The sequence below is a fragment of the Leclercia sp. LSNIH3 genome (assembly GCF_002935105.1).
In the GTDB taxonomy this organism is placed as follows: domain Bacteria; phylum Pseudomonadota; class Gammaproteobacteria; order Enterobacterales; family Enterobacteriaceae; genus Enterobacter; species Enterobacter adecarboxylatus.
This window is the reverse complement of sequence record NZ_CP026390.1, coordinates 37,838-64,712: the sequence shown is the minus strand read 5'-3', so window position 1 is coordinate 64,712 and position 26,875 is coordinate 37,838. Positions and strand designations below refer to the sequence as shown.

At 50.1% G+C, this 26,875-nt stretch carries 17 protein-coding genes, 10 pseudogenes and 1 riboswitch; of the genes and pseudogenes, 18 read left to right on the top strand and 9 right to left on the bottom strand.

The features are described from left to right. Positions 1-428 precede the first annotated feature (428 nt). From sopA to C3F35_RS27285, 6 genes and pseudogenes are all read left to right on the top strand, one after another. A complete protein-coding gene (gene sopA, locus C3F35_RS23990; protein WP_103181187.1) occupies positions 429-1,595 on the top strand; it encodes a plasmid-partitioning protein SopA in 1,167 nt (388 codons plus the stop codon). Beyond that, entirely contained in the window at positions 1,595-2,566 is a 972-nt protein-coding gene (locus tag C3F35_RS23985) for a ParB/RepB/Spo0J family plasmid partition protein (RefSeq protein WP_103181186.1), read from the top strand. The genes sopA and C3F35_RS23985 overlap by 1 nt, the downstream gene beginning before the upstream one ends. 942 nt (positions 2,567-3,508) lie before the next feature. Continuing rightward, a pseudogene (locus C3F35_RS27170) lies at positions 3,509-3,815 on the top strand (antirestriction protein ArdA). A 1,595-nt stretch (positions 3,816-5,410) separates the two neighbouring features. Further along, a protein-coding gene (locus C3F35_RS23965) for an IS3 family transposase (protein WP_103181205.1) occupies positions 5,411-6,618 on the top strand; the annotation gives its coding sequence in 2 pieces (ribosomal slippage) (positions 5,411-5,732 and positions 5,732-6,618; 1,209 coding nt in all). A gap of 93 nt (positions 6,619-6,711) precedes the next feature. After that, positions 6,712-6,846 (top strand): annotated as a pseudogene (locus C3F35_RS26770) (DUF905 family protein); the annotation flags it as partial. Between the two features lie 1,032 nt (positions 6,847-7,878). Continuing rightward, positions 7,879-9,107 (top strand): annotated as a pseudogene (locus tag C3F35_RS27285) (ISNCY family transposase). A gap of 104 nt (positions 9,108-9,211) precedes the next feature. On the opposite strand, the pseudogene C3F35_RS27155 reads toward C3F35_RS27285, so the two are convergent. After that, positions 9,212-9,378, bottom strand: a pseudogene (locus C3F35_RS27155) (transposase); the annotation flags it as partial. Between the two features lie 354 nt (positions 9,379-9,732). On the opposite strand from C3F35_RS27155, the pseudogene C3F35_RS23955 reads away from it, so the two are divergent. The 6 genes and pseudogenes from C3F35_RS23955 to C3F35_RS23925 form a co-directional block, all read left to right on the top strand. Further along, positions 9,733-10,016, top strand: a pseudogene (locus tag C3F35_RS23955) (transposase); the annotation flags it as partial. Between the two features lie 64 nt (positions 10,017-10,080). Beyond that, positions 10,081-10,769: pseudogene (locus C3F35_RS23950) on the top strand (IS3-like element ISEc52 family transposase); the annotation flags it as partial. Positions 10,770-11,441: 672 nt separating this feature from the next. Next, positions 11,442-12,950: a group II intron reverse transcriptase/maturase gene (ltrA, locus tag C3F35_RS23940; protein WP_001189111.1), complete on the top strand. Its 1,509-nt coding sequence runs from the start codon at positions 11,442-11,444 to the stop codon at positions 12,948-12,950. An 80-nt stretch (positions 12,951-13,030) separates the two neighbouring features. Continuing rightward, positions 13,031-13,519, top strand: a pseudogene (locus C3F35_RS23935) (IS3 family transposase); the annotation flags it as partial. A gap of 5 nt (positions 13,520-13,524) precedes the next feature. Further along, positions 13,525-14,007: pseudogene (locus C3F35_RS23930) on the top strand (IS3 family transposase); the annotation flags it as partial. A gap of 7 nt (positions 14,008-14,014) precedes the next feature. Continuing rightward, positions 14,015-14,188: a hypothetical protein gene (locus C3F35_RS23925; protein WP_223610755.1), complete on the top strand. Its 174-nt coding sequence runs from the start codon at positions 14,015-14,017 to the stop codon at positions 14,186-14,188. A gap of 3 nt (positions 14,189-14,191) precedes the next feature. Here the strand turns inward: C3F35_RS23925 and C3F35_RS23920 are convergent, their stop codons facing one another. From C3F35_RS23920 to C3F35_RS23905, 4 genes are all read right to left on the bottom strand, one after another. Next, positions 14,192-14,611, bottom strand: coding sequence for a helix-turn-helix domain-containing protein (locus tag C3F35_RS23920; protein WP_103181184.1), 420 nt, complete (start codon positions 14,609-14,611; stop codon positions 14,192-14,194). After that, complete coding sequence (locus C3F35_RS23915) at positions 14,608-14,919, bottom strand: type II toxin-antitoxin system HigB family toxin (RefSeq protein WP_045898923.1); 312 nt, start codon at positions 14,917-14,919, stop codon at positions 14,608-14,610. The genes C3F35_RS23920 and C3F35_RS23915 overlap by 4 nt, the downstream gene beginning before the upstream one ends. A 1,048-nt stretch (positions 14,920-15,967) precedes the next feature. Further along, a complete protein-coding gene (locus tag C3F35_RS23910; protein WP_103181183.1) occupies positions 15,968-16,366 on the bottom strand; it encodes an H-NS family histone-like protein in 399 nt (132 codons plus the stop codon). 771 nt (positions 16,367-17,137) lie between these two features. Next, complete coding sequence (locus C3F35_RS23905; protein WP_130588776.1) at positions 17,138-17,551, bottom strand: hypothetical protein; 414 nt, start codon at positions 17,549-17,551, stop codon at positions 17,138-17,140. A gap of 664 nt (positions 17,552-18,215) precedes the next feature. On the opposite strand from C3F35_RS23905, the gene C3F35_RS23900 reads away from it, so the two are divergent. The 3 genes and pseudogenes from C3F35_RS23900 to C3F35_RS23890 all read left to right on the top strand — a co-directional run bounded on the left by C3F35_RS23900 (position 18,216) and on the right by C3F35_RS23890 (position 20,055). Beyond that, positions 18,216-18,629, top strand: a complete 414-nt coding sequence (locus C3F35_RS23900; RefSeq protein ID WP_103181181.1) for a hypothetical protein — start codon at positions 18,216-18,218, stop codon at positions 18,627-18,629. A gap of 175 nt (positions 18,630-18,804) precedes the next feature. After that, positions 18,805-19,491: pseudogene (locus C3F35_RS23895) on the top strand (efflux RND transporter permease subunit); the annotation flags it as partial. Positions 19,492-19,566: 75 nt separating this feature from the next. Then, positions 19,567-20,055, top strand: a complete 489-nt coding sequence (locus tag C3F35_RS23890; RefSeq protein WP_103793613.1) for a GNAT family N-acetyltransferase — start codon at positions 19,567-19,569, stop codon at positions 20,053-20,055. 44 nt (positions 20,056-20,099) lie between these two features. On the opposite strand, the gene cadR is transcribed toward C3F35_RS23890, so the two are convergent. Then, positions 20,100-20,540, bottom strand: a complete 441-nt coding sequence (gene cadR / locus C3F35_RS23885) for a Cd(II)/Pb(II)-responsive transcriptional regulator (RefSeq protein WP_003804130.1) — start codon at positions 20,538-20,540, stop codon at positions 20,100-20,102. Positions 20,541-20,625: 85 nt separating this feature from the next. Here cadR and C3F35_RS23880 point away from each other — a divergent pair, with 85 nt between their 5' ends. Next, positions 20,626-23,031 (top strand): heavy metal translocating P-type ATPase, encoded by a 2,406-nt coding sequence (locus C3F35_RS23880; RefSeq protein WP_034375348.1) that lies wholly within the window; start codon positions 20,626-20,628, stop codon positions 23,029-23,031. Next, positions 23,028-23,231 (top strand): annotated as a pseudogene (locus C3F35_RS27145) (hypothetical protein); the annotation flags it as partial. The gene C3F35_RS23880 and the pseudogene C3F35_RS27145, both read left to right, overlap by 4 nt. A gap of 53 nt (positions 23,232-23,284) precedes the next feature. Here C3F35_RS27145 and C3F35_RS23870 read toward each other — a convergent pair. Further along, on the bottom strand, positions 23,285-23,989 hold the full coding sequence (locus C3F35_RS23870; protein ID WP_001067855.1) for an IS6-like element IS26 family transposase: 705 nt from the start codon (positions 23,987-23,989) through the stop codon (positions 23,285-23,287). On the opposite strand from C3F35_RS23870, the gene C3F35_RS23865 reads away from it, so the two are divergent. Further along, entirely contained in the window at positions 23,980-24,273 is a 294-nt protein-coding gene (locus tag C3F35_RS23865; RefSeq protein WP_233759495.1) for a DMT family transporter, read from the top strand. The two genes, C3F35_RS23870 and C3F35_RS23865, sit on opposite strands and share 10 nt — an antisense overlap. 353 nt (positions 24,274-24,626) lie before the next feature. On the opposite strand, the gene nhaA is transcribed toward C3F35_RS23865, so the two are convergent. After that, on the bottom strand, positions 24,627-25,775 hold the full coding sequence (nhaA, locus tag C3F35_RS23860) for a Na+/H+ antiporter NhaA (RefSeq protein WP_011977829.1): 1,149 nt from the start codon (positions 25,773-25,775) through the stop codon (positions 24,627-24,629). 274 nt (positions 25,776-26,049) lie between these two features. Further along, positions 26,050-26,424 (bottom strand): fluoride efflux transporter CrcB, encoded by a 375-nt coding sequence (crcB, locus tag C3F35_RS23855; RefSeq protein WP_004118534.1) that lies wholly within the window; start codon positions 26,422-26,424, stop codon positions 26,050-26,052. 77 nt (positions 26,425-26,501) lie between these two features. After that, a riboswitch (Fluoride riboswitch) is annotated at positions 26,502-26,572 on the bottom strand. Positions 26,573-26,875 lie beyond the last annotated feature (303 nt).

Genomic DNA, 26,875 nt, shown 5'->3' with positions numbered 1-26,875 from the left:
TTGCGACACACTTTATGCATGCTATGACCCACCTTTATCATTCAGGCTATTAAGAAGGTTATTCCCAATAAGTGCGGGTGATGCATTTATGAAAATTACATTTTGTAGAGGTCATGAGTACTGTTTTCAGCCGCCCTGCCCTCATGTATACAGTGTTTCGTCTGCATCAAGGAGGAAAGGGCCGCTCGGTATACGAAAAAGATACCCTACCATTTTGAATGGTTTGCAGTTAATTGTTGTCCAGTAATTTCAAACTTTCAAACTTTCAAACTTTCTTATGAGTTGAAGGATTCTGTTTAAAAAGTTATCAACTTTGCAAGATTTGATGCACTTTGCATTTTTTTAGTGGGTTTGCATATTTTTGGTTGCTTTGCTTGTTTTATCAAGATTTAATATAATTATGCAAAGTTGATTTGAAGGGGTTTCAAATGGGATTAATGGATACGCTTAACCAGTGCATTGCAGCAGGACATGAGATGACGAAAGCCATCGCAATTGCTCAATTTAATGATGATAGCCCTGAAGCAAGAAAAATAACCCGTCGGTGGCGAGTTGGTGAGGCAGCTGACCTGATCGGTGTTTCATCCCAGGCTATTCGTGACGCTGAAAAAGCAGGACGATTGCCGCATCCAGATATGGAATTACGAGGACGCGTTGAACAGCGCGTTGGCTATACCATTGAGCAAATAAACCACATGCGAGATGTGTTTAGTACCCGCCTCCGTCGCCCAGATGAAAGCTTACCTCCGGTAATCGGTGTTGCAGCTCATAAAGGTGGAGTTTATAAAACTTCTGTCTCCGTTCATCTTGCTCAGGATCTGGCTTTAAAAGGACTTCGCGTACTGTTAGTCGAAGGCAACGATCCGCAAGGGACGGCCTCGATGTATCACGGTTGGGTTCCTGATTTACATATTCATTCTGAAGATACTCTCCTCCCCTTCTATCTCGGTGAACGAGATGATGCTTCATATGCGGTAAAACCAACTTGCTGGCCTGGCCTTGATATCATCCCTTCTTGTCTGGCCTTACATCGTATTGAAACTGAGTTGATGGGACGTTTCGACGAAGGAAAGCTGCCGACAGAACCTCACATGATGCTAAGGCTGGCCATTGAAACGGTAGCCCATGATTACGATGTTGTTGTTATCGATAGTGCTCCTAATCTTGGTATCGGCACAATCAACGTTGTATGTGCTGCTGACGTGTTATTAGTCCCTACCCCCGCTGAGCTCTTTGACTATACCTCTGCATTGCAATTTTTCGATATGCTCCGGGATTTGCTGAAGAATGTAGATCTACAAGGCTTTGAACCAGATGTCAGAATCTTGCTTACTAAATATAACAATAATAATGGTTCCCAGTCGCCTTGGATGGAAGAGCAAATCAGGGATGCATGGGGAAGCATGGTTCTTAAAAACGTGGTACGCGAAACGGATGAAGTAGGTAAAGGCCAAATTCGAATGCGAACAGTATTTGAACAAGCAATTGATCAGCGTTCTTCTACTGGAGCATGGAGGAATGCGCTCGCAATTTGGGAGCCGGTTTGTAATGAAATTTTCGACCGTCTCATTAAACCTCGTTGGGAAATCCGCTAATGAAACGAGCACCTATCATCCCTAAATCTATTCCTTCAGTCGTTCCTGTAACTACTGTATCGGCCCCTGCAGCTCCTATGGTAGACACACTAATTGCTCGAGTAGGCGCTATGGCAAAGGGTAATACTATTACCCTTCCCGTGTGTGGACGAGAAGTAAAATTTATTCTTGAGACCATACCCGGTGCAGATGTCGCCAGCTCAACTAAGGTCTGGGCTGGTAATGAACGTGATCAAGCTTTTCTAATAGAAGAGGCTTTGGACGATCTCATACCATCGTTCTTGCTTACCGGCCAACAAAATCCGGCGTTTGGGCGTAAGGTCGACGGTCATATTGAAGTTGCCGATGGTAGTCGCCGTCGCATGACTGCCATCTTTACATCAACTGAGTATCGCATACTCGTTGGTGCCCTTGATGACGAACAGATGGATGCTTTATGCAAACTTGGAAATGATTACAGACCGACAAGTGCTTATGAAAGAGGTACGCGTTATTCTCAACGTTTAGAAAAAGAATTTAACGGAAATATCTCTGCCTTGGCCGATGCTGAAAACATCTCAAGGAAAGTCATAACCAGATGTATCAATACTTCTAGGCTACCAAGAGATGTGATCGCCCTCTTCTCTCATCCAGGCGAGCTTTCCGCAAGGGCTGGCGAAAGTTTACAGAAAATCTTTTCTGAGAACGAAGCTCGTTTACTCGATGGGGCTTTTGAGCTATCAGAGAAGAGAAAAGCAGGTGTAGTACTTGAGGCTGATGAAATAATTCAATTTCTTACTGCCTTGCTTAAAGATTCCAGCAAGAAAGTAAATCAGGCCCCAGAAAAGCGTGAGTTCATTCCTGGAGCAACAGCGCGTTATAAAGGAAATAAAGTGATTATCAGCCTGGATCGTTCCAAACTTTCCGAGGAAGATATTGGGAAGTTTGAAGAAATGCTTGAGCTTTTAGCTACGAAGAAAAACAAGCATTAATTCGGTAGTTATCTTCCTGCTTTACCTTCTTCAAGACCATGGTTCAAATTCCTAATATGGGACCGTGGTCCCAACCCCTTAACTGGGACCGTGGTCCCAACCCCTTAACTGGGACCGTGGTCCCAACCCCTTAACTGGGACCGTGGTCCCAACCCCTTAACTGGGACCGTGGTCCCAACCCCTTAACTGAGACCGTGGTCCCAACCCCTTAACTGGGACCGTGGTCCCAACCCCTTAACTGGGACCGTGGTCCCGACCCCTTAACTGGGACCGTGGTCCCAACCCCTTAACTGGGACCGTGGTCCCGACCCCATAACTGGGACCGTGGTCCCGACCCCTTAACTGGGACCGTGGTCCCGACCCCTTAACTGGGATCGTGGTCCCAACCCCTTAACTGGGACCGTGGTCCCGACCCCATAACTGGGACCGTGGTCCCGACCCCATAACTGGGACCGTGGTCCAATCTAGTCAGCTCGCATCAGATTATGAATTTTTAAACTTTACCTTAAAAGTTATCCACTGAATCGGTGGGTAAGCCTGTGCACAATGTGTCAGGAAAAGGAGTATTAACTGAGCTCTCAGTGCTTGAAAAAAGGATGTCATGTAGTCCGGCTTACCGCGGGACCTACACGGTGTTATGGCCACGCATCGAGTGACATTCGTGCAGACTGCGGCAAACGCCGTGCCTCTAATCTAGCCCGACCGCTGCGGCTGCAAGGGTGCGCTTGTCCGTCATCCTCGCCCATCGCAGTTATTATCTAATGTCTGCAGCCGGTCTTCCCGTCGTTCTCTCGCTCACTATCCGCTCGATAACCGTACAAGCTGCCTAGGATATTTTCTGCGCCACGGCCTCCTGTAACGCCCATTGCATTCTCCACTATTCGTCGGGCTTCGTTTCGGCACGGCGTAAGCCGGAACTCAGACGACATATACCACGGAGGAATTTTCATGAGCACAACAACACCGGCTGTATACGTTGGCACTTGGCACAAATACAACTGCGGCAGCATTTTCGAAAAGTGGTTCGACTTGACCGATTTGACGGAAAAGAGGATTTTCTCGAATCCTGATATGCCCTGCATTCAAACGAGCACGATCCGCAACTCATGTTCCAAGACTGGGAAGGTATTCCGGCCTGTTGAACGAGATTCCATAGTTGCTTCGTAGTTACTTTGATTTTGAAGCCTACGCGCGTGACTTGTTCAGCGGCGGTCTGGTGTTTGTCGACGGTAATGTGTTCAACAACTGATTAGGACGGGCAGGGGGATCCCCTGCCGCTAAGGAGAGCATCATGAAACTCGATCCACAGACCCTTGGCATATTGCGTCAGTTCAAAACATGATTAATACCAGCCGTCGTGATTCAGGTCAGGGGAAACTGACGACCGCGTAGGTAGTCGATAAAATTTGCTACTTCATGACCTGTCATTGTTGAGTGTATATGGGCGGACACTTCATTTTGAAGGTTGGGAAGGGGTAGGGCTACGGCAGGTGGTTAAGCCGCTATAAACCTGGCAGGCAATCTGCCCACCTGTGCTGTCTGTAGCCCGTATGTGCGGATGAGATTAAGCTTGATGACGGGATATTACAGGGTCGGAGGCGCGTATAAGTGATGCAAATAATGCGAAGTTTTGAAAAGAAGACCAAGACAAGGTTGCTGTAGACCTTGTCACATCCGCTGTTGCATACAAGAATGTATGAATATGCCGGTTATACCTGAAGCGGTGGCCAGAGAATAACCGTAACATCTCAAAGAATATTTTAACGAGCGGGTGCGTCTCTATCGCATCAGTACGTTGCTGCCGACCGCAAATAATCTGCGATATATCGAAATGGCTGAAGCCCATAAAAAGTAGAAAGATCTTTTCAGGAGGCGATGTCGAGAACTCCCTTCACCGGGACTTTTGCCTGAGATTCTAACCATCCTTAAGTCAGGTCTTTACGCAAAAGGCGCTGGTAAGGGTCTGAACCTTAGGTGGAAAGGAATTACTGGTTAGCAACATCACATCTTAATGACATCGCAAGTTAGCAATATAACAAATTCATAAGGTAATAATATTATAAAACAACAACTTGATAATTTTTTTAATTCTTGAGGTTACAATTGACGTCCGGTCGGGCTGTCATGCTTCATACAGAGCCAACGATGCTGTCTCTGCCAAGCTCCTCTGGGGCAGCGGGTGTCCATCCCATGACGCAACATCCATGCTCGCAGGAGCCGGAATGGCTGCGCCGCTCAGTCGCGCCGCTTCCTGCGCTTCAGGCATGGCATCAATGCCGTTGGTGTTATCGATGCCATGCAGAGGGCAATGCGCGCGGCTTACGTCATTACGGCGTGTCCCTGCCCATCTCTCACCGTATGCCTTTTCTCCGTTTATGGCTCTCCTGCCGGGTGCTGATAGCACCACAGTCTTCTTGGTTGACAAACCCTTTCGCAATATATTTCCCCCGGCCATTCCGGTTCGCTTCATTAGACCGGAATAAATTTCCCGCTTGCCCCATACAGCTGCGTCTGCCAATGATGTTTACGCCCCTGCGGCGAAGGGTCTCAAACGGATGAAGTGCATTTATCCGTGGAAAAAAAACAGTGGTTTACCATAAAGCGTTAAAGCCGCGGCTCCGGAAACTCAACGGATAATGTGGTTTTTGAAGGCCAGACCCTGTTCAGAAGGAGGTGTGTAGTGAGCAAAACCCTGAAGGAATTTCATAGCCAGCCGGAGGTGCAGTATGTGCCCACGCCTGGAGATGTGGAATTGATGTAGCCCCCTGAAACACCAGACAGTAGCTGTATCTCCAGATAAGAGATAGGCTTGAATATATGTCTAACACTAACGCCAATTTTGAGATGACCGGGATCCTGTTAGGGCAAGAAGTCCGTAAACGTAAAACTCCTCAGGAGAAGATCGCCATTATCCAGCAGACGATGGAGCCGGGCATGAATGTCTCCCATGTCGCCCGCCTGCATGGCATCCAGCCCAGCCTGCTGTTTAAGTGGAAGAAGCAATATCAGGAAGGCAGCCTCACCGCCGTTGCGGCCGGAGAAGAAGTTGTTCCAGCTTCTGAGCTTACTGCTGCTCTGAAGCAGGTCCGGGAGCTTCAGCGCCTGCTGGGCAAGAAGACGATGGAAGTTGAGATCCTGAAAGAAGCCGTGGAGTACGCTCAGTCGCGAAAATGGATAGCGTACGCGCCCTTGTTGCCAAAGGACGGGGAATAGCGCTGGTCAGCCGCACCATGGGCGTGTCGCGTGCGCAGCTGTCACTGCGAATTAACCGTTCTGCCGACTGGCAGGACAGGCGCTGTAACCGGCGTGATGACGAAGCAGACGCTGAAATACTGTCAGAGATCCTCGATATCATCAGCGATATGCCCAGTTACGGCTATCGCCGTGTGTGGGGCATCCTGCGTACGCAACGTCGTACAGAGGGACTGCCCCCCGTGAACGCCAAACGGCTTTACCGGCTTATGAGCGAGCATAATCTGCTGTTACTGCATGACAAACCAGAGCGGTCGAAGCGTGAACATAAGGGCAAAATCGCGGTGGCAGAAAGCGATATGCGCTGGTGTTCAGATGGCTTCGAGTTCGGCTGCGACAACGGTGAGAAGCTGCGGGTCACGTTCGCGCTGGACTGCTGCGACAGAGAAGCCATAGACTGGGCAGCGAGCACAGGAGGCTACGACAGTTCGACGGTGCAGGATGTGATGCTGAGGTCGGTGGAAAAGCGCTTCGGCGACGGGCTGCCGACCACACCGGTTCAATGGCTGACGGATAACGGTTCAGCATATACCGCGCATGAAACGCGGAGGTTCGCCAGAGAGCTGAATCTGGAGCCGTGTACAACAGCGGTGAGCAGCCCGCAGAGCAATGGCATGGCCGAACGGTTCGTGAAGACGATGAAGGAAGACTATATCGCGTTCATGGCAAAACCAGATGTGAGAACAGCCCTGCGAAACCTTGCAGCAGCGTTCACACATTACAATGAAAACCACCCGCACAGCGCGCTGGGCTATCACTCCCCGAGGGAATATCGGCGGCAGCGGACATCGTTAACTTAAGATACAAAAGCTGTCCGGAGATGGCGGGTCAAGATCACCTGGAGATGTGGAATTGGCGGCCGTCCTGAATGCCGGGCTGAAAAAACGGCTCTGATGCTGCCGGAAGGGGCATTAACCCGGGAAGAGGCAGTGGCGGCGCAGTATACCAATGTGATGATTGAAGACGATCAGGAGGCACATTTCCGTCTGACCATTCGTTACTACAACGGACGACTGATGGCGCGGGTGTGAAATTTCGAACCCGATGCGGGGAACCACCTTAACCGCTACATCAGACACGCGGCGACCTCACCAGAGCAGGTTCAGTAAGAAAATACCCTGTCGGAGCGCCAACTCCGCAGGACCGACAATCGTGAATATCGGAGTGGTACTAACTATGTCAGTAACAGATGTTAAAGCAAGAACCGTAAAAAAGGCCAGCGTAAAGAAACCAAACAAAGCCTAACTGGCTGCACTTCAGGCGGCGATCGATGCTGCGCAGACCGAGACTGTTCCGCTGTCTGATCTCGTTAAATCCTCCTTCACCGTCCGAACCATCCTGTGTTCCTTAGACAGCGTATGCAGCCTGGCTGAAACCATCGCCTCCGTCGGGCTGCTGCAGAACCTGATTGTCCATGACATGGATGACGGTAAGTCTGGCGTGACAACAGGTGGCCCGCCGTGTGAGCGCGATGCATTGGCTTGCGGAAGAAAACTGACTCGGCGCCGTTCAACCTGTCACGGTGAAGCGCGTGTCTGTCTGATCGACTGGCTTTTAAGCTTATGCTAAGCAGGTGTAGATATTTGGCATATGTATAGATTTGACTTCTTCGAAGTGATAAAAGTGCGCATGCGATAGATGTAAAAATGCTCTATATAACTCAATTAATCTTTACTTCAACAAGCATCGGACCTTACTCAATTAACTGGTGTAGACTTAAAAGCTAAATCTACACTAGAAAAGCTTGAATACAGGTTGTTGTAGAAACAGAGAAGAGCATGGAGAAAGCAGAAAAATGGATATTTGGCAGTGGAATAGTTAATTTAGCTTTTTAAGGAAAAAAAGCCCATGTATTCCATGGACTCTTTCTTAGATGCTTCGTTTATTCTGTCCAACTTTTGGGTGTCAGTACAAAACGAGGCCATTTGTTTGACTCGACACAAACAGAATAGCCTTTTAACTGCCGCAAGGCAAGGGAGGTAAGGCCATTTGTTAACGCCAAGCTGTAATGTCCCCTTTGAATCATTCTAAAATGTCCCCAGACAATTATCTGGGGGGACATGGTAAAAGAAACAATTACGATGAGACATAAGGAACTTGACAGACTTCAGATTATTCAGGACTCAATCAATTGCCATATAATCAGGAACAAGCGGCGGTGCGAATTGGTATTTCCATCCGGCAAGTTAAACGTCTGGTGCATCGATATCGAAATAAAGGTTCTGTTGGCCTTATCAATGAGAAATTGTGCGAGATACACGGCTTGTGTTTATCCACTGAAACTCTCAGGAAGTGGATGGTAGAGGAGGGGATATGGCGTGAACGTCGTCATAAACTTGTCCGAATATATCAGCGCCGCATGCGACTTCCATCCTACGGTGAACTCATCCACATCGATGGCTCGCCTCATGAATAGTTTGAAGGCAGGGGCCCCAAATGCACACTGATAGTCTTTATCGATGATGCCACCAATGCTCTGATAGCGCTGCGATTCGCTCCTGCAGAGACAACCCGGGCTACATGGAAACCCTTCGGGGTTACCTTAATGATCATGGCATACCACTGGTTCTCTACTCTGACAGACACAGTATATTCCGAGTAAATAACCCGGAGCGGGAAGGGGAGTTGACTCAGTTTACACGTGCGGTAAAGGCACTGGGCATCGAGCCAATCCATGCCAACAGCCCGCAGGCAAAAGGGCGGTTAGAACGCGCCAATCAGACACTCTAGGACAGGCTGGTTAAGGAAATGCGGCTTCAGGGTATCAGCAATATTGAAACAGCAAACGCATGATTGCCGACATTTATTGAAGCGTATAACGACCGGTTCGCTACGCCGCCTCGTATTGCTGATAATGCCCACCTTGATGTACACCATTCTGAAAGAACTGGGTTATATCTTGAGTCTTCAGGCGAGGCGCGTTCTCTCCAAAAATCTCACTTTCCAGTACAAAAGCATTGAGTTTCAGATACGCAGTGAAGGCCGGGGATATCGACTTCGACATTCGGTTGTCACGGTTTGCTAAAGCTTTGACGGTGAAATGAACGTTCTTTATGTCGGGAAATTATTGGGGTGGTAAAAGTATATTGATGGTCCGGAGCCTATACCACTGGATTATGAGAAGAGTGTCCATGAACGTGTGGATAATGCCCGCATAGATTTACGCTCAAAATTCTATGTAAAATCTAAAGCTGACCATCCTTGGCTTACGCGTCGCGCGCAAATTAATCAGCAAGTGAAGCCTCCGGACTTACCTAAACAGAAGGCTAATCCCGATAAAACGGACTGAAACCGGGGGTTATTCAATTGAGTGCATATCCAGTCATCGGGTAGATTTTTACGTAGCGTTTCTAGCGTGCATTTTTGGGTGGTTTGTTACTGATTAATGGGGGTAAGACGACGATTCTCGTCCTCAAGATCTTTGATTTTTTGATATCAGCAGCTTCCATCCCGCCATATCTCGCCTGCTAGTTTTAATAGCTGGCTTCGGAAATAGCGGCTTAACGACACACATCTTTAATGGTCCTGCCATCTTCGACGGACTTCAGAACGGCGATGATCTGGTGCTCGGTGAATCAGATCTTACGCATAGCGATCTCCCTAGGGGGCATCGGAAGACCTCTAAAAGTGAATGGCGCGGATTGCAGGGATACTTACACCTAGAGTTAACTAATTGTCATAAATTCACTATGGTCAGGTGTTTGTTACTAGGGGAATCATGGGAATTTCAGCTTGAAATTTTGATATTAAATCCTATTAAATCATGCTGTTGCGGAGGTTTTTTTATGGGTACATTTTCGTGCTTTTCGTTCAGTGAAGAGTCCTCTTGAGCAAAGAATTATGTATGGTAATGAATCGCCACGGGTTTAACAGACACCTCAGAGTCATTTAAGATGGCTTAAAGAGAGGTGCCCATGAGCGGTAAGCGTTATCCCGAAGAGTTTAAAACTGAAGCAGTCAAACAGGTTGTTGATCGCGGTTATTCTGTTGCCAGCGTTGCAACACGTCTCGATATCACCACCCACAGCCTTTATGCCTGAATAAAGAAGTACGGTCCGGATCCTTCCATTAATAAAGAACAGTCAGATGCTCAGGCCGAGATCCGCCGTCTCCAGAAAGAGCTGAAGCGGGTTACCGACGAACGGGACATATTAAAAAAAGCCGCGGCGTACTTCGCAAAGCTGTCCGACTGAAGTGGTTTACTGAATTTGGCCACCTGAACAGAGGTGATATGCTCACCTCAGAACAACACAGGTGCCATAATGAAAAAAAGAAATTTCAGCGCAGAGTTTAAACGCGAATCCGCTCAACTGGTCGTTGACCAGAATTACACCGTGGCAGATGCAGCCAGCGCTATGGATGTCGGCCTTTCCACAATGACGCGATGGGTGAAACAATTACGTGATGAGCGGCAGGGAAAAACACCAAAAGCCTCCCCCATTACCCCGGAACAAATTGAAATCCGTGAGCTCAGGAAAAAGCTACAACGTACTGAAATGGAAAATGAAATATTAAAAAAGGCTACCGCGCTCTTGATGTCAGACTCCCTGAACAGTTCTCGATAATCGGGAAACTCAGGGCGCGTTATCCTGTGGCCACTCTCTGCCATGTGTTCGGGGTCCATCGCAGCAGCTACAAATACTGGAAAAACCGTCCTGAAAAGCCAGACGGCAGACGGGCTGTATTACGCAGCCAGGTACTTGAACTGCATGGCATCAGCCACGGCTCTGCCGGAGCAAGAAGCATCGCCACAATGGCAACCCAGAGAGGCTACCAGATGGGGCGCTGGCTTGCTGGCAGACTCATGAAAGAGCTGGGGCTGGTCAGTTGCCAGCAGCCGACTCACCGGTATAAGCGTGGCGGTCATGAGCACGTTGCTATCCCGAATCATCTTGAGCGACAGTTCGCCGTAACGGAACCAAATCAGGTGTGGTGCGGTGATGTGACCTATAGTGTGCCCGGAGTTCAGGGCGGGCATGGATGCTTAAATGAACCGCGAGTCTGTCTGGAATATTGAACCGGTAACTCACGATGAGAAACCCAACAATCCCACCGGGTGTGACGGTGGAGAACCTGAGCGGCAGTGACCTGCGGCATGCCCGCAGGGTGATGTAACCCGCTGACAACGGGGATTGAGGCGAGATCACTAAGCCGAGATGATCCTCAAGGTTAAGTACTGAAAGGCTGAAGAACATGAACCCGTTAATCCGCCTCTGTGGGTTGAAAACGTCACCACGGCCTACGTGATCTGACAGGCCGTGCAGGAGGAACTGGCAGTGATACGTAAGCACTGCCGGTCGAAGGTGTTTTGACATGTATGCGAAACACCGGGGCAGCAGCGTCTATCACGCTTGCGTTGCTGACTTCTGCCAACTTGCGGCAAGCAAGGATAAAGAGTGCGACGGGCAGCCTCCTCAGTATGCCTGAGTCCAGGCAGGTAAACCGGGGAAGGTCAGCGACGGATGTTAAGGGGGCATGGCTCCGATGACGCGCTGGCTGGCGGAGCTTCCGTAGTAGTCCGCGATGGGGAAAGCCCATTACATGGCGAAGGGAAGCAGTTTGAATGTGTTTGCGACGTGAATTAACTGACCTAACGAGGTGAAGACCTTTGATAATCAGCGAAATGCAACGCAAGCTTGCCACATGGGCAGCCACCGATCCGTCCCTACGGATTCAACGGCTGCTGCGTCTGATAACACAACCAGAATGGCTGGCTGAAGCGGCGCGGATCACGCTTTCATCAAAGGGGGCCCATACCCCCGGCGTTGATGGCGTGAACAAAACAATGCTACAGGCCAGACTGGCTGTTGAGCTGCAAATCCTCAGGGATGAATTACTCTCAGGCCACTACCAGCCCTTGCCCGCCAGACGGGTTTACATCCCTAAAAGCAACGGCAAACTGCGACCACTGGGTATCCCCGCGTTGCGGGATCGTATTGTTCAGCGGGCCATGCTGATGGCGATGGAGCCGATATGGGAGAGTGATTTTCATACGCTCTCATATGGCTTCCGGCCTGAGCGCAGTGTCCACCACGCGATCCGCACGGTGAAATTACAGCTCACAGACTGTGGTGAAACCCGGGGACGCTGGGTGATTGAAGGCGACCTGTCCAGTTACTTCGACACCGTACATCATCGACTGCTGATGAAGGCTGTACGCCGCAGGATCAGTGACGCACGTTTCATGACTCTGCTGTGGAAAACCATCAAGGCGGGACATATCGATGTCGGTCTCTTTCGGGCGGCCAGTGAAGGTGTACCACAGGGCGGTGTTATATCGCCGCTATTATCGAACATCATGCTGAATGAGTTCGATCAATACCTGCATGAGCGCTACCTGAGCGGGAAAGCCAGAAAAGATCGGTGGTACTGGAATAACAGTATCCAACGGGGCCGAAGTACGGCGGTCAGAGAAAACTGGCAGTGGAAACCCGCGGTGGCGTACTGCCGCTATGCCGATGATTTTGTCCTCATCGTCAAAGGCACCAAAGCACAGGCGGAAGCCATCAGGGAGGAGTGTCGGGGTGTGCTCGAAGGCAGTCTGAAACTCAGGCTGAACATGGATAAGACTAAAATCACCCATGTTAATGACGGCTTTATCTTTCTGGGGCACAGGATCATTCGCAAACGCAGTCGTTATGGCGAGATGCGAGTGGTCTCAACGATCCCGCAGGAGAAAGCCAGAAACTTCGCCGCATCGCTGACAGCACTGTTATCAGGCAACTACAGTGAAAGCAAAGTCGATATGGCTGAACAACTCAACCGAAAACTGAAAGGCTGGGCCATGTTCTATCAGTTCGTTGATTTTAAGGCCAAAGTCTTCAGTTATATCGACCGTGTCGTGTTCTGGAAGCTGGCTCACTGGCTGGCCCGCAAATACCGTACAGGTATCGCTTCCCTGATGAGGTGGTGGTGTAAATCACCGAAACCGGGTCAGAGCAAAACGTGGGTTTTATTTGGTAAAACCAATCACGGCAAGCTCAGCGGCGAAATACTGTACCGGTTGGTGGGGCAAGGCAAGAAGCTGTTCCGCTGGCGGCTACCCGAAGGTAATCCCTATCTGAGGACGGAGACCAGAAACACGTATACATCGCGCTTTACAGAAGTGGCAATGGCGTTCGCCAGCATTTAAATGGAGAGCCGGATGCGCTGAAAGGTGCACGTCCGGTTCGGGGAGGAGAGGCAGGGAAATAGTCCGACTACGCCCTGCCTCTTACTCTACTCTGGACGGGTAAGCGCTGGGCGTACCTCGCCGTTGTTCTCGACCTGTTCGCAAGAAAACCAGTGGGCTGGGCCATGTCGTTCTCGCCGGACAGCAGGCTTACCATGAAAGCACTGGAAATGGCATGGGAAACCCGTGGTAAGCCCGTCGGGGTGATGTTCCACAGCGATCAAGGCAGTCATTATACGAGCAGGCAGTTCCGGCAGTTACTGTGGCGATACCGGATCAGGCAGAGTATGAGTCGGCGTGGAAACTGCTGGGATAACAGCCCAATGGAGCGCTTCTTCAGGAGTCTGAAGAACGAATGGGTGCCAGCGACGGGCTATGTAAGCTTCAGCGATGCAGCTCACGCAATAACGGACTATATCGTTGGATATTACAGCGCACTAAGACCGCACGAATATAATGGTGGGTTACCACCAAACGAATCAGAAAACCGATACTGGAAAAACTCTAACGCGGTGGCCAGTTTTAGTTGACCACAACAGACATAACCTACATCAGGACCCACGAAGGCTGGCTGTATCTTGCCGTGGTTGTTGATCTGTTCTCACGCAAAATTATCGGCTGGTCCATGCAATCCCGGATGACAAAGGACATTGTCCTGAACGCACTGCTGATGGCTGTATGGCGCCGTAATCCCCAAAAACAGGTGCTGGTTCATTCGGATCAGGGCAGTCAGTACACAAGCCATGAGTGGCAGTCGTTCCTGAAATCACACGGCCTGGAGGGCAGCATGAGCCGTCACGGTAACTGCCATGATAATGCGGTTGCAGAAAGCTTTTTCCAGTTGTTGAAACGCGAACGGATAAAGAAAAAGAGCTACGGAACGCGGGAAGAAGCCCGCAGTGATATTTTTGATTACATCGAAATGTTTTATAACAGTAAGCGTCGGCATGGTTCCAGCGATCAGATGTCACCGACAGAATATGAAAACCAGTATTATCAACGGCTAGGAAGTGTCTAGATTATCCGTGGCGATTCATGCCGCCAAGAAAGAGGCAGCGTTACAGAAAGAGGAAGAGAAAAACAAGGGACTGGAGCAGTTGGCTGATCAGTTCGCGTTGGAAAAGCAGCCGTTTATTGACGCTCTGGCGATTGCAGGAAAATCACCAGAGCAGCAGAGAAAATGTTTATGGACTACGTGACAGTCAAAGGAACCACTCTGGTTTGACACCAAAACGAGCAGACAGCGCCTTAATGTGCATGATTGTCAGTGACCGCTGACCAGAGAGAATCTGGCTAACCAGCGATTTAGAGCCGATCTCCTCCTTAAGGTCAGAATAAGACAGCCTGTACTGGTCAATCAGGGTGCGCAGAAGGGCAACGCCGACTGGCATTTCAGCGATAGCCTTGTTGAATTCAGCGAAACGAGGGCTGTTATCCTCATAGTCAGCAATTTTACTCGCCAGGAAGTCAATAAGCGGGTTCTCGTCGTCGTTTTCGATCAGATAGTCCACCAACTCTATCGCTTCGCGGTAATCGCTCTCGGACGAACTGCCCCCCAGGAAGGGAACAGCAGCTACGAGTTGTTTGGTTGCTTCAATGGCTTTTGCAGTGTCGGTAATCATTCTTTGTTCTCCCTGTAATAGCGGGTCAACTTGTCGTAATCAGCGTGGGTGGCGATGTGCTTCACATAGAAGCGTTTATTCACGAAATTGATATAGGCGATAACCCTCAAGTTGTTGCCCCCTACATCCAACACCCACCACTTATTACGATACTTAAAATTGTCCAGGCTCGGTATCAGCGTTCGCATCTCAGCTGGAGAAGAAAAGTCCGTCTCGCGGACTAAGCGGTACAGCGCCCGAACGGCTAACGAATCGTTGGGATATTGCTTTGCCGCTTCCTCAAAAGGCTCTTTTGAAATTACGTGCATCTTGCGGTCGTTCCATCCGTTTACATTATGTGAACATGATAGCACCGCCCATACCCGTTTACAATATGTGAACAATGGCGCTTTCCCCTACATAGCGGCTATGTCTTTTCCTGAGCGCAGAGAGCTGATTTACAGCGCCGGAAGTCTCGTCTTCATGCGGACCTCGACCGTTAGCAATGGATGACTGATAAGGAATCACTGTGATAAAGGCAAAACCTGTACCACTCAAATACCGTCCTATCATATGTGAGCTCAAAGATTAAGGTGTTAAGGATGAAATCCTTTCAATCCGAACGGGTGGGTCACTTGAGAAAATTAAGCTAATTAAGGATAAAGGTAAGCGCCATGGAAAATCCAGTAGCGGTCCATGTTGGCCAATTGTGGGAGGAAATAGATCCGGATTTTATTAACGAGATTCGCATTCCTGGTATTACCATCGATGGATGAGCCTAAAGTCATACCGTTCGAAAATACATAAGCTGGGCGTCAGCATCCCGTCTTAATGGTAAACATGATGTGTTATAGACCAGATTCTTATCTGCTATAGCGCAAAGCGAATTTTGTATTTAAACATGGCCGAACTATAACTTCACTGGGCTGTATATCCGCAACATATTTGTAGTATAAGTCACCACTTAGTTCACATACCATTAAGTCGAATCAACAAACAGATGGCGCGCCCCATAATATCTGCCTAACCTATATAGCACAGAGAAATGCAACCTCCTGTTCCAAAAAACAGGATGGATTAAAGCTTAATTTTAAAAGGTTTTTATTGCATGTATTGTTATGCATCGAATCCAATGCAAATAACGGCCATCCGTCATAATATAGTAATTTCATTTAAGCATAACATTGTGAGGGAAATTTAATAGTTAAATGAATGCTAAAAAAATAACCGAAAATCTTGAGGCCTTCAAACAACCAATAACCTTTATCATAAATAGGAAATATTAAACTCATAAAAAGACAGTATCAAAAAAGGCCAGATTACGGCCACTTTTAATGGGTTGAATATTGCGTACACTTTCATTAAATCTGACTTAGATCAGAAATCATCCAGAGTTTTACCTGCTGAAAGTTGCTCAGTTAGATCTTTAGGAGTGCGTCCCTGACCCGTCCATGTTTTGGTCTCACCATTTTCATCAGTAAATGTATATTTGGTAGGGCGAGGCTCACGGAATTTCTTCGGTGAGGAAGATTTTGAAGAGAATGCGCCCATTAGCTCTTCAGGGTTAATACCATCTTCTTCCATTAATTTACGCAGGGCTTCAAATTTTTCCTGACGAGCTTGCAGGGAAGCTGCTTTGGATGATTCTTCCTCACGACGTTCAGAGACAACTACTTCTAACTTTTCAAGGATTTCTTCGAGAATTTCTAAAGGAAGCTCACGGCCCTGAGCGCGAAGAGTACGGATATTGTTTAATGATTTGAGCACTTCAGACATGTGAACTCACTTAAAAATAAACTTAGAATTAACGCCAGATAATAACACATATTTTTGGCGGTAATACGCTACCCTTTAAGAAAAAACTCACATTCACCAATAAGTTGAAACAATATCAGTACTGAGATATGGACATTTTTAATCAACTAAACCTAGCAATGCAGGGATTCTGTCAGGTGATGAAATCCCGAATTATAGGCATTTCACACTGTAAAACCCGGGAGGGGAGTGGGATAAGGCGTCTTGTGTATCAGCAAGCATCTTGTACATCCCCTCCTTTAGGCCTTGTAAATGCAAGGCAGTAAAAATCTGCCCCCCTTAAGAGAAAAAACATAATCTGAAGCCTCAGAAGATCAGGTTTAAATTAACTTTTCTGAACCCCCTGTCCTGTAACACTTTTAGTCAATTAGTCAGATCAGCTGATTATGAACAATGCTAATGCATGTAACACTTTTTTACCAGAAGTGGTCTTCACTTAACAAAATCCTGTACTCAGTCTACTGCTTATGTGCAACTTCTTCGATAAAAGTCGCACATGGTAATGCTGCCTTATGTTTAACTTTTCATGAATAAGTTAAACATGGAGTGAACTCTGATGTTCAACTTTTTTATAAAAAGTTAAACATGGAAAAATCGACCGTGTTCAACTTTTTGAGTAAAAGTGTTACAAGTATTAATCAAACTTTCACGGATATACAGGGTACGTAAAAAGTAACTTTTTTTCATGCCATTATTCGTCCATTCCACATTCTCAATCCCTATCACTGCCTATCAAGCATCGGCGCTGCGCTTAAACACCTTAAAACTATTTTGTGCATTCTGGCAAAACACGTATGGGTGTTGTCTAAAATCTTCCCCTGTCTGGTATAGTGGATTAAATCCTTTGTGTAGACTATTCGGATACAGGAGGAGAACATGAGAAACTTGTAAATCAGGCGCTACGAAGCACATCAGGATGAGAAATTCAGAAGCCTTGGTAACATAGCCGCTGAAGGTAGAGAGATCTGCAATTACCGGGCGCTCTGAAAGGCGTATAACCTGAAAGGCGTATAACAAGTCTGTAATTTCAGCTACAGATGTGCTAAAATAAGATGCAGAAAAACTGGGCAGTAGATTGTAATCCACAAGCATCCACCATCTGGGATGATAAATGGATTTCGAAATAGCCAACATCGCTGGCGTCACTGTCATTTTCCTGCCGACAGCTAATATTCTTTGTATTCTGACCTTGATATCCAACAATTAGACGGTTGCAAAAAAGTCAAATACCTAGTACGTTACTGAAGGGAGATAGTGTCATTCTGCTACGTGACCTGACATTACCCATAAAAGCAGGCAAACCACTCATGTTTTTCATGTGCTATTTATGCCCACGGCATTTATTTATTAGAAAAAAGAAACTACGCTGGGACGCTTAAAGGTGATATTAACGACTCAATATGGGCTAAATTTCCGGATAAACGGCGGCTTAAGTTACAGGATACGTTTAAACGGAATATCGCCCATATAGAAGCTATCAGAATAGCAGCAAGTGAAAAGGATCTGCCTTCTATCCACGTAGTGTTTATCAACGTAAAATCACGAGTTGATAGTGAAACTGATACACCGAACCGATACTATGGTCTTCAGTACGACACAACGGGAGAATTTTCACCGTCAATTATCGGTATCGACCTGAATACAAGGGAGCATATTCTACTCTCTGGTGCGACGGCAAAGTCTGACCGAGTAATGAACCTTTAAACCCGCATCCAATAAACGCCAAAGCCACCGTGAGTTAACTCGCCTCTTAAGCCGCCTGTTTTTGTTTTTATTTTTATTTTTATTTTTATTTTTCTCTAGAATGGAAATGAAAAAAACGTTAGCGCTGTCCTTCATCGTTTTCTCTTTTTCTGTGATTGCTGGCCAACAAGCATCCCGTAGCACCTGGAATCTGCAGCACTATAATAACTCCGCCGCAGCCTATATCCGAACGCGATTCATTACAACCTGTGAGCTGGCGATAAAAGGTGAAATCAACGCCAAAGAACCGAGTGAACAATCAACCAAAGGAGTATTAGCGCAAGCCACACAGGGCATGGAGAAAGGAACCCCTGCATATTCAATTATTCATGACACCATTATCCTCGGTACGGATGCAGGCATGATGATTCATGAAAAAGGTAAAGTTGTCGCTAAAGACAAAACCGAACCTCATTCCTGCACTGAGTTCGTCAGTTATACAGAAATAAGAGCGTCATTTCTTAGTTTACCGCAGCCTTAAATGGTCCGAAGCAATCCGTTAAGGCTAACGCCGGTAGTGATGACTCTGATGGTAGTGTTTAAAGAACTACGGCTAAAGCTTTAACCGCATTCTACGATGAAAACGAAGTTGCAGCGGATGACAAGATTGGTGGCCGAAAGGTTGAGGTCAAGGGCGTGGTGCAGAGTATTGATAAAGATTTTACCGGTATCCTGCCATACGCATTACCGGGAGTGCCGCACAGGGAAAATCGTCGGGTACCGCAATGGCGGCAATGGACAAGCTGGCTAAGCACTTACCACCGGGGTTCGCCGGTGAGTGGGCGGGAAGTTCGTTACAGGAAAGGGAGTCCGCATCACAGCTTCCGGGTCTTATTGTGCTCTCGGTACTGGTGGTATTCATGGTGCTGGCTGCGCTTTACGAAAGCTGGTCCGTTCCCTTCGCGGTCATACTCGTTGTTCCTCTGGGGCTGCTTGGCGCTGTGCTCGCCGTATCCGTTACGAATATGACGAATGACGTCTTTTTCAAAGTGAGCCTGATAACCCTGATTGGACTTTCCGCCAAGAATGCGATTTTGATTATCGAGTTCGCGAGACAATTGATGAATGAAGGAAAGAGCCTTATTGATGCGACATTGATGGCAGCAAAGCAGCGCTTGCGGCCAATACTCATGACTTCTCTGGCTTTCACATTAGGTGTTGTTCCGCTGATGCTCGCCAGTGGAGCCAGCGACAGCACGCAGCATGCGATTGGCACCGGTGTATTCGGCGGGATGATTAGCGGAACGCTACTGGCCATTTTCTTTGTTCCGGTATTTTTCGTGGCGATCACCCGATTTACTGGCATGCGAAAAGGCAGACCTGGGAATAGCCGGAACGGCTAATCTCTGCCCTGTGTCCCGGCCAGTTTAAAGCAGGTTTCTTGCTGAACTGGCTGGCATAACATTATCAAGGACATTATGAACATCATTGTCACTCAAAGGTTAATCATTCGCCCTTTTAAGGCAGAGGATGCGGCAGCACTTTTCGATTACCTCTCTTCACCACGTGCTCCTTGCTTTAATGATGAAAAGTTACATTCGCTAGCCGAGGCGGAGAGCGACGTGGCTAAACGAGCCACGGACCCAGCGCAGTTTGCCGTTTGTCTAAAAGAAACTGATACGTTAATCGGACATTTTTTTGCGGACAATAGCGACGAGCCAGACAGCAATACATGGTCAGTGGGCTGGCATTTTAATCAACGTTATGAACGTCAGGGATATGCGAGCGAGTCAGTTGCTGCACTATTTGATTATTTATTTAAAGTAAAAGATGCCAGGCGTTTGTATGCCTGGGTAGAAGTTTACAATCTGGCCTCTCAAAAACTCTGTGAACGTTTGCATATGCGGCATGAAGGTTGTTTTAAAGAGTTTGTCGCCTTTGAAAACGAGGATGGTAAGGCAAGATAGGGGTCGCCTCAGAAAACGGAAAATAAAGCACGCTAAGCCCTTACTTACCCAGATGTTTGACTGTTCGTGGCACTTTCACCATGGCAATTGCAATTGCCCAACCCTTGCAAAATGCCGCACGCCTCTACAGATCGAGAGCCAGAACACTTCTCGCGCAAATCAACCAAGTGCCGTTTTAACTGCAACAGCGCGGACACACGCATTTCCACCTGTTGAATATGGGCCTCCAGCAGCGTGTTGACCTCCCCACAGTCCTGCATCGGGTTGTCTCGCAGACCCAGCAATGCGCGAATCTCGCTCAACGTCATGTCGAGCGAACGGCAATGACGGATGAATTGCAAGCGCTCAATGTGCGCCTCACCGTACAGCCGGAAGTTGCCACCGCTTCGCGCTGGCTTCGGCAGTAGCCCTTCCTTCTCGTAGTAGCGGATGGTCACGACCTCGCACCCAGAGCGCTTGGCGAGGTCGCCAATTCTGATTTCCATGCATCAATCTCCAATTATCACTTGACTCTATAGTGACTATAGAGATTTTAATGGAGGCTGAATAGAAGATTTTCAGGAGTTACTCATGAGCGAATGCGCTTCAAAGGGGTGTGGCTGCACGACTGAGCCGATCATCCAACCCACGGCACCGGCCCCGCTGGCAACCGGATCGGCTCAAGCGGTGTACCGCATCGAGAACATGGATTGCCCGACCGAAGAGGCGCTGATCCGAAGCAAACTGGCCGGTCTGGCGGGGGTGGCGGGTCTTGAATTCAACCTGATGCAACGTACCTTGGCCGTGCGACACGAATTGCCTTCGTTGTCTCCCGTCGAGCAGGCGCTGAAGGCCATCGGCATGCAAGCTGTGCGCATGGATCAGGCGTCGGCCGAGCAGACGACCAAGCTGTCCATTGCCAAGATGGATTGCCCGACCGAAGAGACGTTGATCCGCAACAAGCTCGGCACCGTGGCCGGTGTTGCTGATCTCGATTTCAACCTGATGCAGCGCACGCTGTCGGTACGCCATGCGAACCAGGTTCTGCCAGACGTGCTCGTGGCACTGCAAGCGCTTGGATTCGAGGCGCAGGTCGTGGACACGGCAGAGGTCGCATCTCCATCCGCCGCCCCTGTGACCACGCCGACCAACTGGTGGCCGCTGGGCATCTCCTTGGTCACTGCATCGGCGGCCGAGGCGGTCTACTGGCTCCACAACGGCAATCACTGGTCGGTTGTCGTTCTGGCGCTTGTCGCGGTCTTCACGGGTGGCCTCTCCACCTACAAGAAGGGGTGGATTGCGCTCAAGAACCGTAATCTCAACATGAACGCCCTCATGTCGATTGCGGTCACGGGTGCCATGTTGATCGGCCACTGGCCCGAAGCGGCAATGGTGATGGTACTGTTCGCGCTGGCCGAGGTAATCGAAGCCAAATCGCTGGATCGCGCTCGTAACGCTATCCGTGGCCTGCTCGACCTGACCCCGGAACAGGCCACGGTACAGCAGGCTGACGGCACATGGCGCGAGGTGGGCGCCAAGCAAATCACCATCGGCGCCCGCGTCCGGGTCAAACCAGGTGAGCGCATCGCCCTTGATGGTGAGGTGCTGGAAGGCCGCTCTGCCGTCAACCAAGCCCCGATCACGGGTGAAAGCCTCCCGGTCGAAAAATCCCCCGGTGATTCGGTGTTCGCTGGCACGATCAACGAATCCGGCTCGTTCGAGTACCGCGTCACCGCCTTGGCCAACAACTCCACTTTGGCCCGGATCATTCACGCGGTAGAGGCTGCGCAAGGTAGTCGTGCGCCGACTCAGCGTTTTGTCGATCAGTTCGCCCGCTGGTACACCCCCGTTGTATTCGGCGTTGCCATCGCCGTCGCGTTGTTGCCGCCGCTGTTCATGGGTGCGGCATGGCTCGACTGGATCTACCGTGCATTGGTTCTGCTGGTGGTCGCCTGCCCGTGCGCACTGGTGATCTCTACACCGGTCAGCATCGTCAGCGGCCTGGCCGCCGCCGCCCGCCACGGCATTCTCATCAAAGGTGGCGTCTATCTGGAAGAAGGCCGCAAGCTGCGCTGGCTGGCTCTGGACAAGACCGGCACGATCACGCACGGCAAGCCCGCACAGACCGACTTTGTCACATGGGGCAATGCACTCGCCTCGGACAGCCGCAGCATCGCTGCCAGTCTGGCGGCCCGCTCGGACCATCCTGTATCCAAGGCGGTGGCACAGGCCGCGCAGACGGACGGGGTTGCCTTGCTCGACGTGGCCGAATTCAACGCGCTGCCCGGTCGGGGTGTGCAAGGCCAAATCAACGGTGCGACCTACCATCTGGGCAACCACCGGATGCTCGAAGAGCTGGGGCAGTGCACACCAGAGCTGGAGCAGCGCATCGCTGCGCTGGAAACCGCTGGCAAGACCGTCGTGATGTTGGTAGGCGCAAAGGCGGTACATGCCTTATTCGCCGTAGCGGACACCATCAAGGACAGCAGCAGGACCGCCATCGCCGAGCTGCACGCACTGGGCATCAACACCATGATGCTGACCGGCGACAACCCCCATACGGCACAGGCCATTGCCGCACAAGCCGGAATCGACCGTGCGCAAGGCAACCTACTCCCAGATGACAAATTGCGCGAAGTGGAGCAACTGGCCCGAAGCGGCAAGGTTGGCATGGTCGGTGATGGCATCAACGATGCCCCGGCCTTGGCGCGTGCGGACATCGGCTTTGCAATGGGAGCGGCTGGCACAGATACCGCAATCGAGACCGCCGACGTGGCCCTGATGGACGACAACCTGCGCAAGATTCCGACCTTCGTGCGCCTGTCGCGTGCGACGGCGCAGGTGCTGATGCAAAACATTGTGCTGGCCCTTGGCATCAAGGCAGTATTTCTGGTGCTGACCTTCACGGGTCAAGCGACCATGTGGATGGCGGTGTTTGCTGATATGGGGGCCAGCTTGCTCGTCGTTGGCAATGGCTTGAGGCTGTTGCGCAAATGAGCTGGAAATTCTTTCTCTACGACTGGGGTGGTCTGAACATCGCGTTGTTCCAAGCCATCAACATGAGCACACCTGCAGCGCTGGAACCGCTGGCATCGTTCTTCAACCTTGTGATAGGCAACTACTGGACTGCACCACTGATGCTCTTGGCGATGTGGGGATGGTCAAAGTCGGCACCTGACCCAACGCGGGCCGATGCCAGGCACTGTTGCAAAGTTAGCGATGAGGCAGCCTTTTGTCTTATTCAAAGGCCTTACATTTCAAAAACTCTGCTTACCAGGCGCATTTCGCCCAGGGGATCACCATAATAAAATGCTGAGGCCTGGCCTTTGCGTAGTGCACGCATCACCTCAATACCTTTGATGGTGGCGTAAGCCGTCTTCATGGATTTAAATCCCAGCGTGGCGCCGATTATCCGTTTCAGTTTGCCATGATCGCATTCAATCACGTTGTTCCGGTACTTAATCTGTCGGTGTTCAACGTCAGACGGGCACCGGCCTTCGCGTTTGAGCAGAGCAAGCGCGCGACCATAGGCGGGCGCTTTATCCGTGTTGATGAATCGCGGGATCTGCCACTTCTTCACGTTGTTGAGGATTTTACCCAGAAACCGGTATGCAGCTTTGCTGTTACGACGGGAGGAGAGATAAAAATCGACAGTGCGGCCCCGGCTGTCGACGGCCCGGTACAGATACGCCCAGCGGCCATTGACCTTCACGTAGGTTTCATCCATGTGCCACGGGCAAAGATCGGAAGGGTTACGCCAGTACCAGCGCAGCCGTTTTTCCATTTCAGGCGCATAACGCTGAACCCAGCGGTAAATCGTGGAGTGATCGACATTCACTCCGCGTTCAGCCAGCATCTCCTGCAGCTCACGGTAACTGATGCCGTATTTGCAGTACCAGCGTACGGCCCACAGAATGATGTCACGCTGAAAATGCCGGCCTTTGAATGGGTTCATGTGCAGCTCCATCAGCAAAAGGGGATGATAAGTTTATCACCACCGACTATTTGCAACAGTGCCCATTTATCGGTGTGAGCATGTACTTTTTGTCCCTGGCAACACGGACTATTCCTGTAGGAACCGCTTATGCGGTCTGGGTCGGGATTGGTGCTTTAGGGACAGCAGCGTACGGAATAATTTACTTAAATGAAGATAAGGGCCTGTTACGCATTGCCTGTTTCGGACTGATTCTGGCGGGTATCATTGGCCTGAAAATTCTGGCAGGACACAAGCAGCTGTAGGTTCTCATCCATAAACAGAACTCCGGGGGCATTCTGATTTTAGACATCAGCATGCCTCTCCCTTTCCCCTTTTTGAAATGGGACATTACCCGCTACATTAATAACAGGCGAGAGAACCGACATAACCGGGGGCGGCCAGGAAAAGTTGCCATGATTGACAAAAAGACTGCTTTTTGTTTGTACCTGCATGATTAACGGTGCGAATTTTTTCGGCAAACTATAAATGCGGGCACCAGTGTGATGATAAGCACCTGAATAAATGCCGACGGTAATGAAGGTGGCCCTGTTGATTAATAAGTTTGCAGGGAAATAAAAATCCCCGTCATCACGGGGATTTTCCGGACCCGAATGCGTTACCGGGAAGGATGCGAAGGAGAAAAGCGCAGTATCAGCATACCCGCCAGTGCTGCCAGTACAGAGCCGGCAAGTACCCCCACCTTGACCTCGTCCACCAACAGGGGGCTTTCTGCAAACGCCAGGTTGCCGATAAACAGGCTCATGGTAAACCCTATTCCGCACAGGACCGATACGCCGTAAACCTGCAGCCAGGTACTTTTTTCAGGCCGTTTTGCCAGGCCCAGGCTGACGGCCAGCAGCGACAGGCCGAAAATGCCCGCCTGCTTGCCAACAAACAGGCCCAGCGCAACGCCGACCGGTACCGGCGACATCAGGTCATCAGCCGTCATACCGGAGAGCGCGACCCCCGCATTTGCGAAGCCAAACAGCGGCAGTATCAGAAACGTCACCCACGGATTGATGCCGTGCTCCAGCCGGGCAAGAGGGGATTGTTTATCCGGATCGGTTACCCGCAGCGGGATAAAGAGCGCCAGCAGGATACCCGCGATGGTGGCGTGCACCCCGGACTGAAGCATGAAAAACCACAGCACGCCCCCCGCCAGCAGATAGGGAAACAGCCGGGTAATCCCGGCACGGTTCATGATAAACAGCAGAGCAACCGTGACCGCCGCACCGGCCAGCATCAGAAACGAAATATTACTGGTATAGAAGAGCGCAATAATAGCCACTGCGCCCATGTCGTCCAGAATAGCCAGCGCCGACAGGAAAATTTTCAGCGAGGCAGGTACGCGACTGCCCAGCAGTGCCAGTACCCCGAGCGCAAAGGCAATGTCCGTGGCGGCAGGAATTGCCCAGCCAGCGAGGGTTTCATCGCTGCCCGCATTAAACCATACGTAAATGGCCGCAGGCACGGCCATCCCGCCCAGCGCGGCAAATCCCGGCAGCGCGCGCTGGCCCCAGGTGGCAAGCTGACCGGTGAGAAGCTCGCGCTTGATTTCCAGGCCGACCATCATGAAGAACACGGCCATCAGGGCGTCGTTTATCCAGTGCTCAACGGAGAGGCCGGCGGCGTTGTATTTCAGGAATACCTCATATCCCTCCCTGAGCGGAGAGTTAGCCACGATGATAGCGGCTGCTGAGGCGATGATGAGCACGATGCCGCCGGCTGCGGGCGAGCTGAAAAATGCAGATGGCACTTCTGACATCCTCTTTTTATTTCTGTCTGGGATTTCTGACACACTCCCTCCCTTTATTCAAAAAAAACAGGCCTTCCCCTGATATACAACCGCTGGTTATCAGAGGATAAGCCGGCTGAGCTACGCTGAAGATATAAAAAATACGATAATTAATTGCTGATAAATTAACGAATTAGCGTGACGTTAATTTTATCATAACGTCCGGCCCGCTTCAGGCGGAAGAGGTAAAGCCCTGTAAAGCTGCCGCAGGCAGGGGCATTTTTATCCGTCATCAGCCACACGCTCACAGCAGCCATGTGACGACAAAAAAACCCAGGGCAGTCATCAGAATGGAGCCGGTTACGTGTACCAGCAGTGAAGTAAACGCCCAGAAATAATTACCGGACTGCAGCTGTGAGAATATTTCCAGGGAAAACGTGGAAAACGTGGTCAGCCCACCGCACAGCCCGGTGATAACAAGTAATCGCCAGGCCGGATCCAGGTCAGGATGGCGCATGAACCAGGCCAGCGACGCACCAATGATAAATCCGCCCGCAAGGTTCACTACCAGCGTGCCCGGTGGCAGGTCAGGAAACAGGCTGTTCAGGCGTGCGCCAAGCAGCCAGCGGATCAGGCAGCCAGCGGATCCACCAATGATAATGGCCAGATAAGATTTCACGGGGTTTACCTCTGTGTCAGAGGGAGTATGCAGGCTGATGATACGGGGCGGCCTGACATACTCCCGGTTAAAGGGGAGTAATATCAGGCGTCATCAGCTTCTCAGGGGAAGCGGTTGGGTAAGGTGGAACGCCATCACCTCGCCGCAATTCTGGCCCGGTCACGGGCGTTAATCAAGCGGCTATCCACTGTTTTTGTGCGACTCCCCCTGCGGCGGGCATGAGGAGCCCGTTTTCAGGCTTGACCTGAAGAGCATTAAAAATTATCGTTTCGGCAGCATTTTATATCTGACTGTGAGTCATGCACATTACGCCACCCTGAGTTTCTCTTCGCCCGTCCTTTATCAGAGAGCCTGCCGCGACAGCCAGTCCGCGCCGGGTACCGTTCTCTCATATCCGTTACGGGACTGCCACCTTTCACGGTGAACCCGCGTGTACCTGCTTCAGGGACGC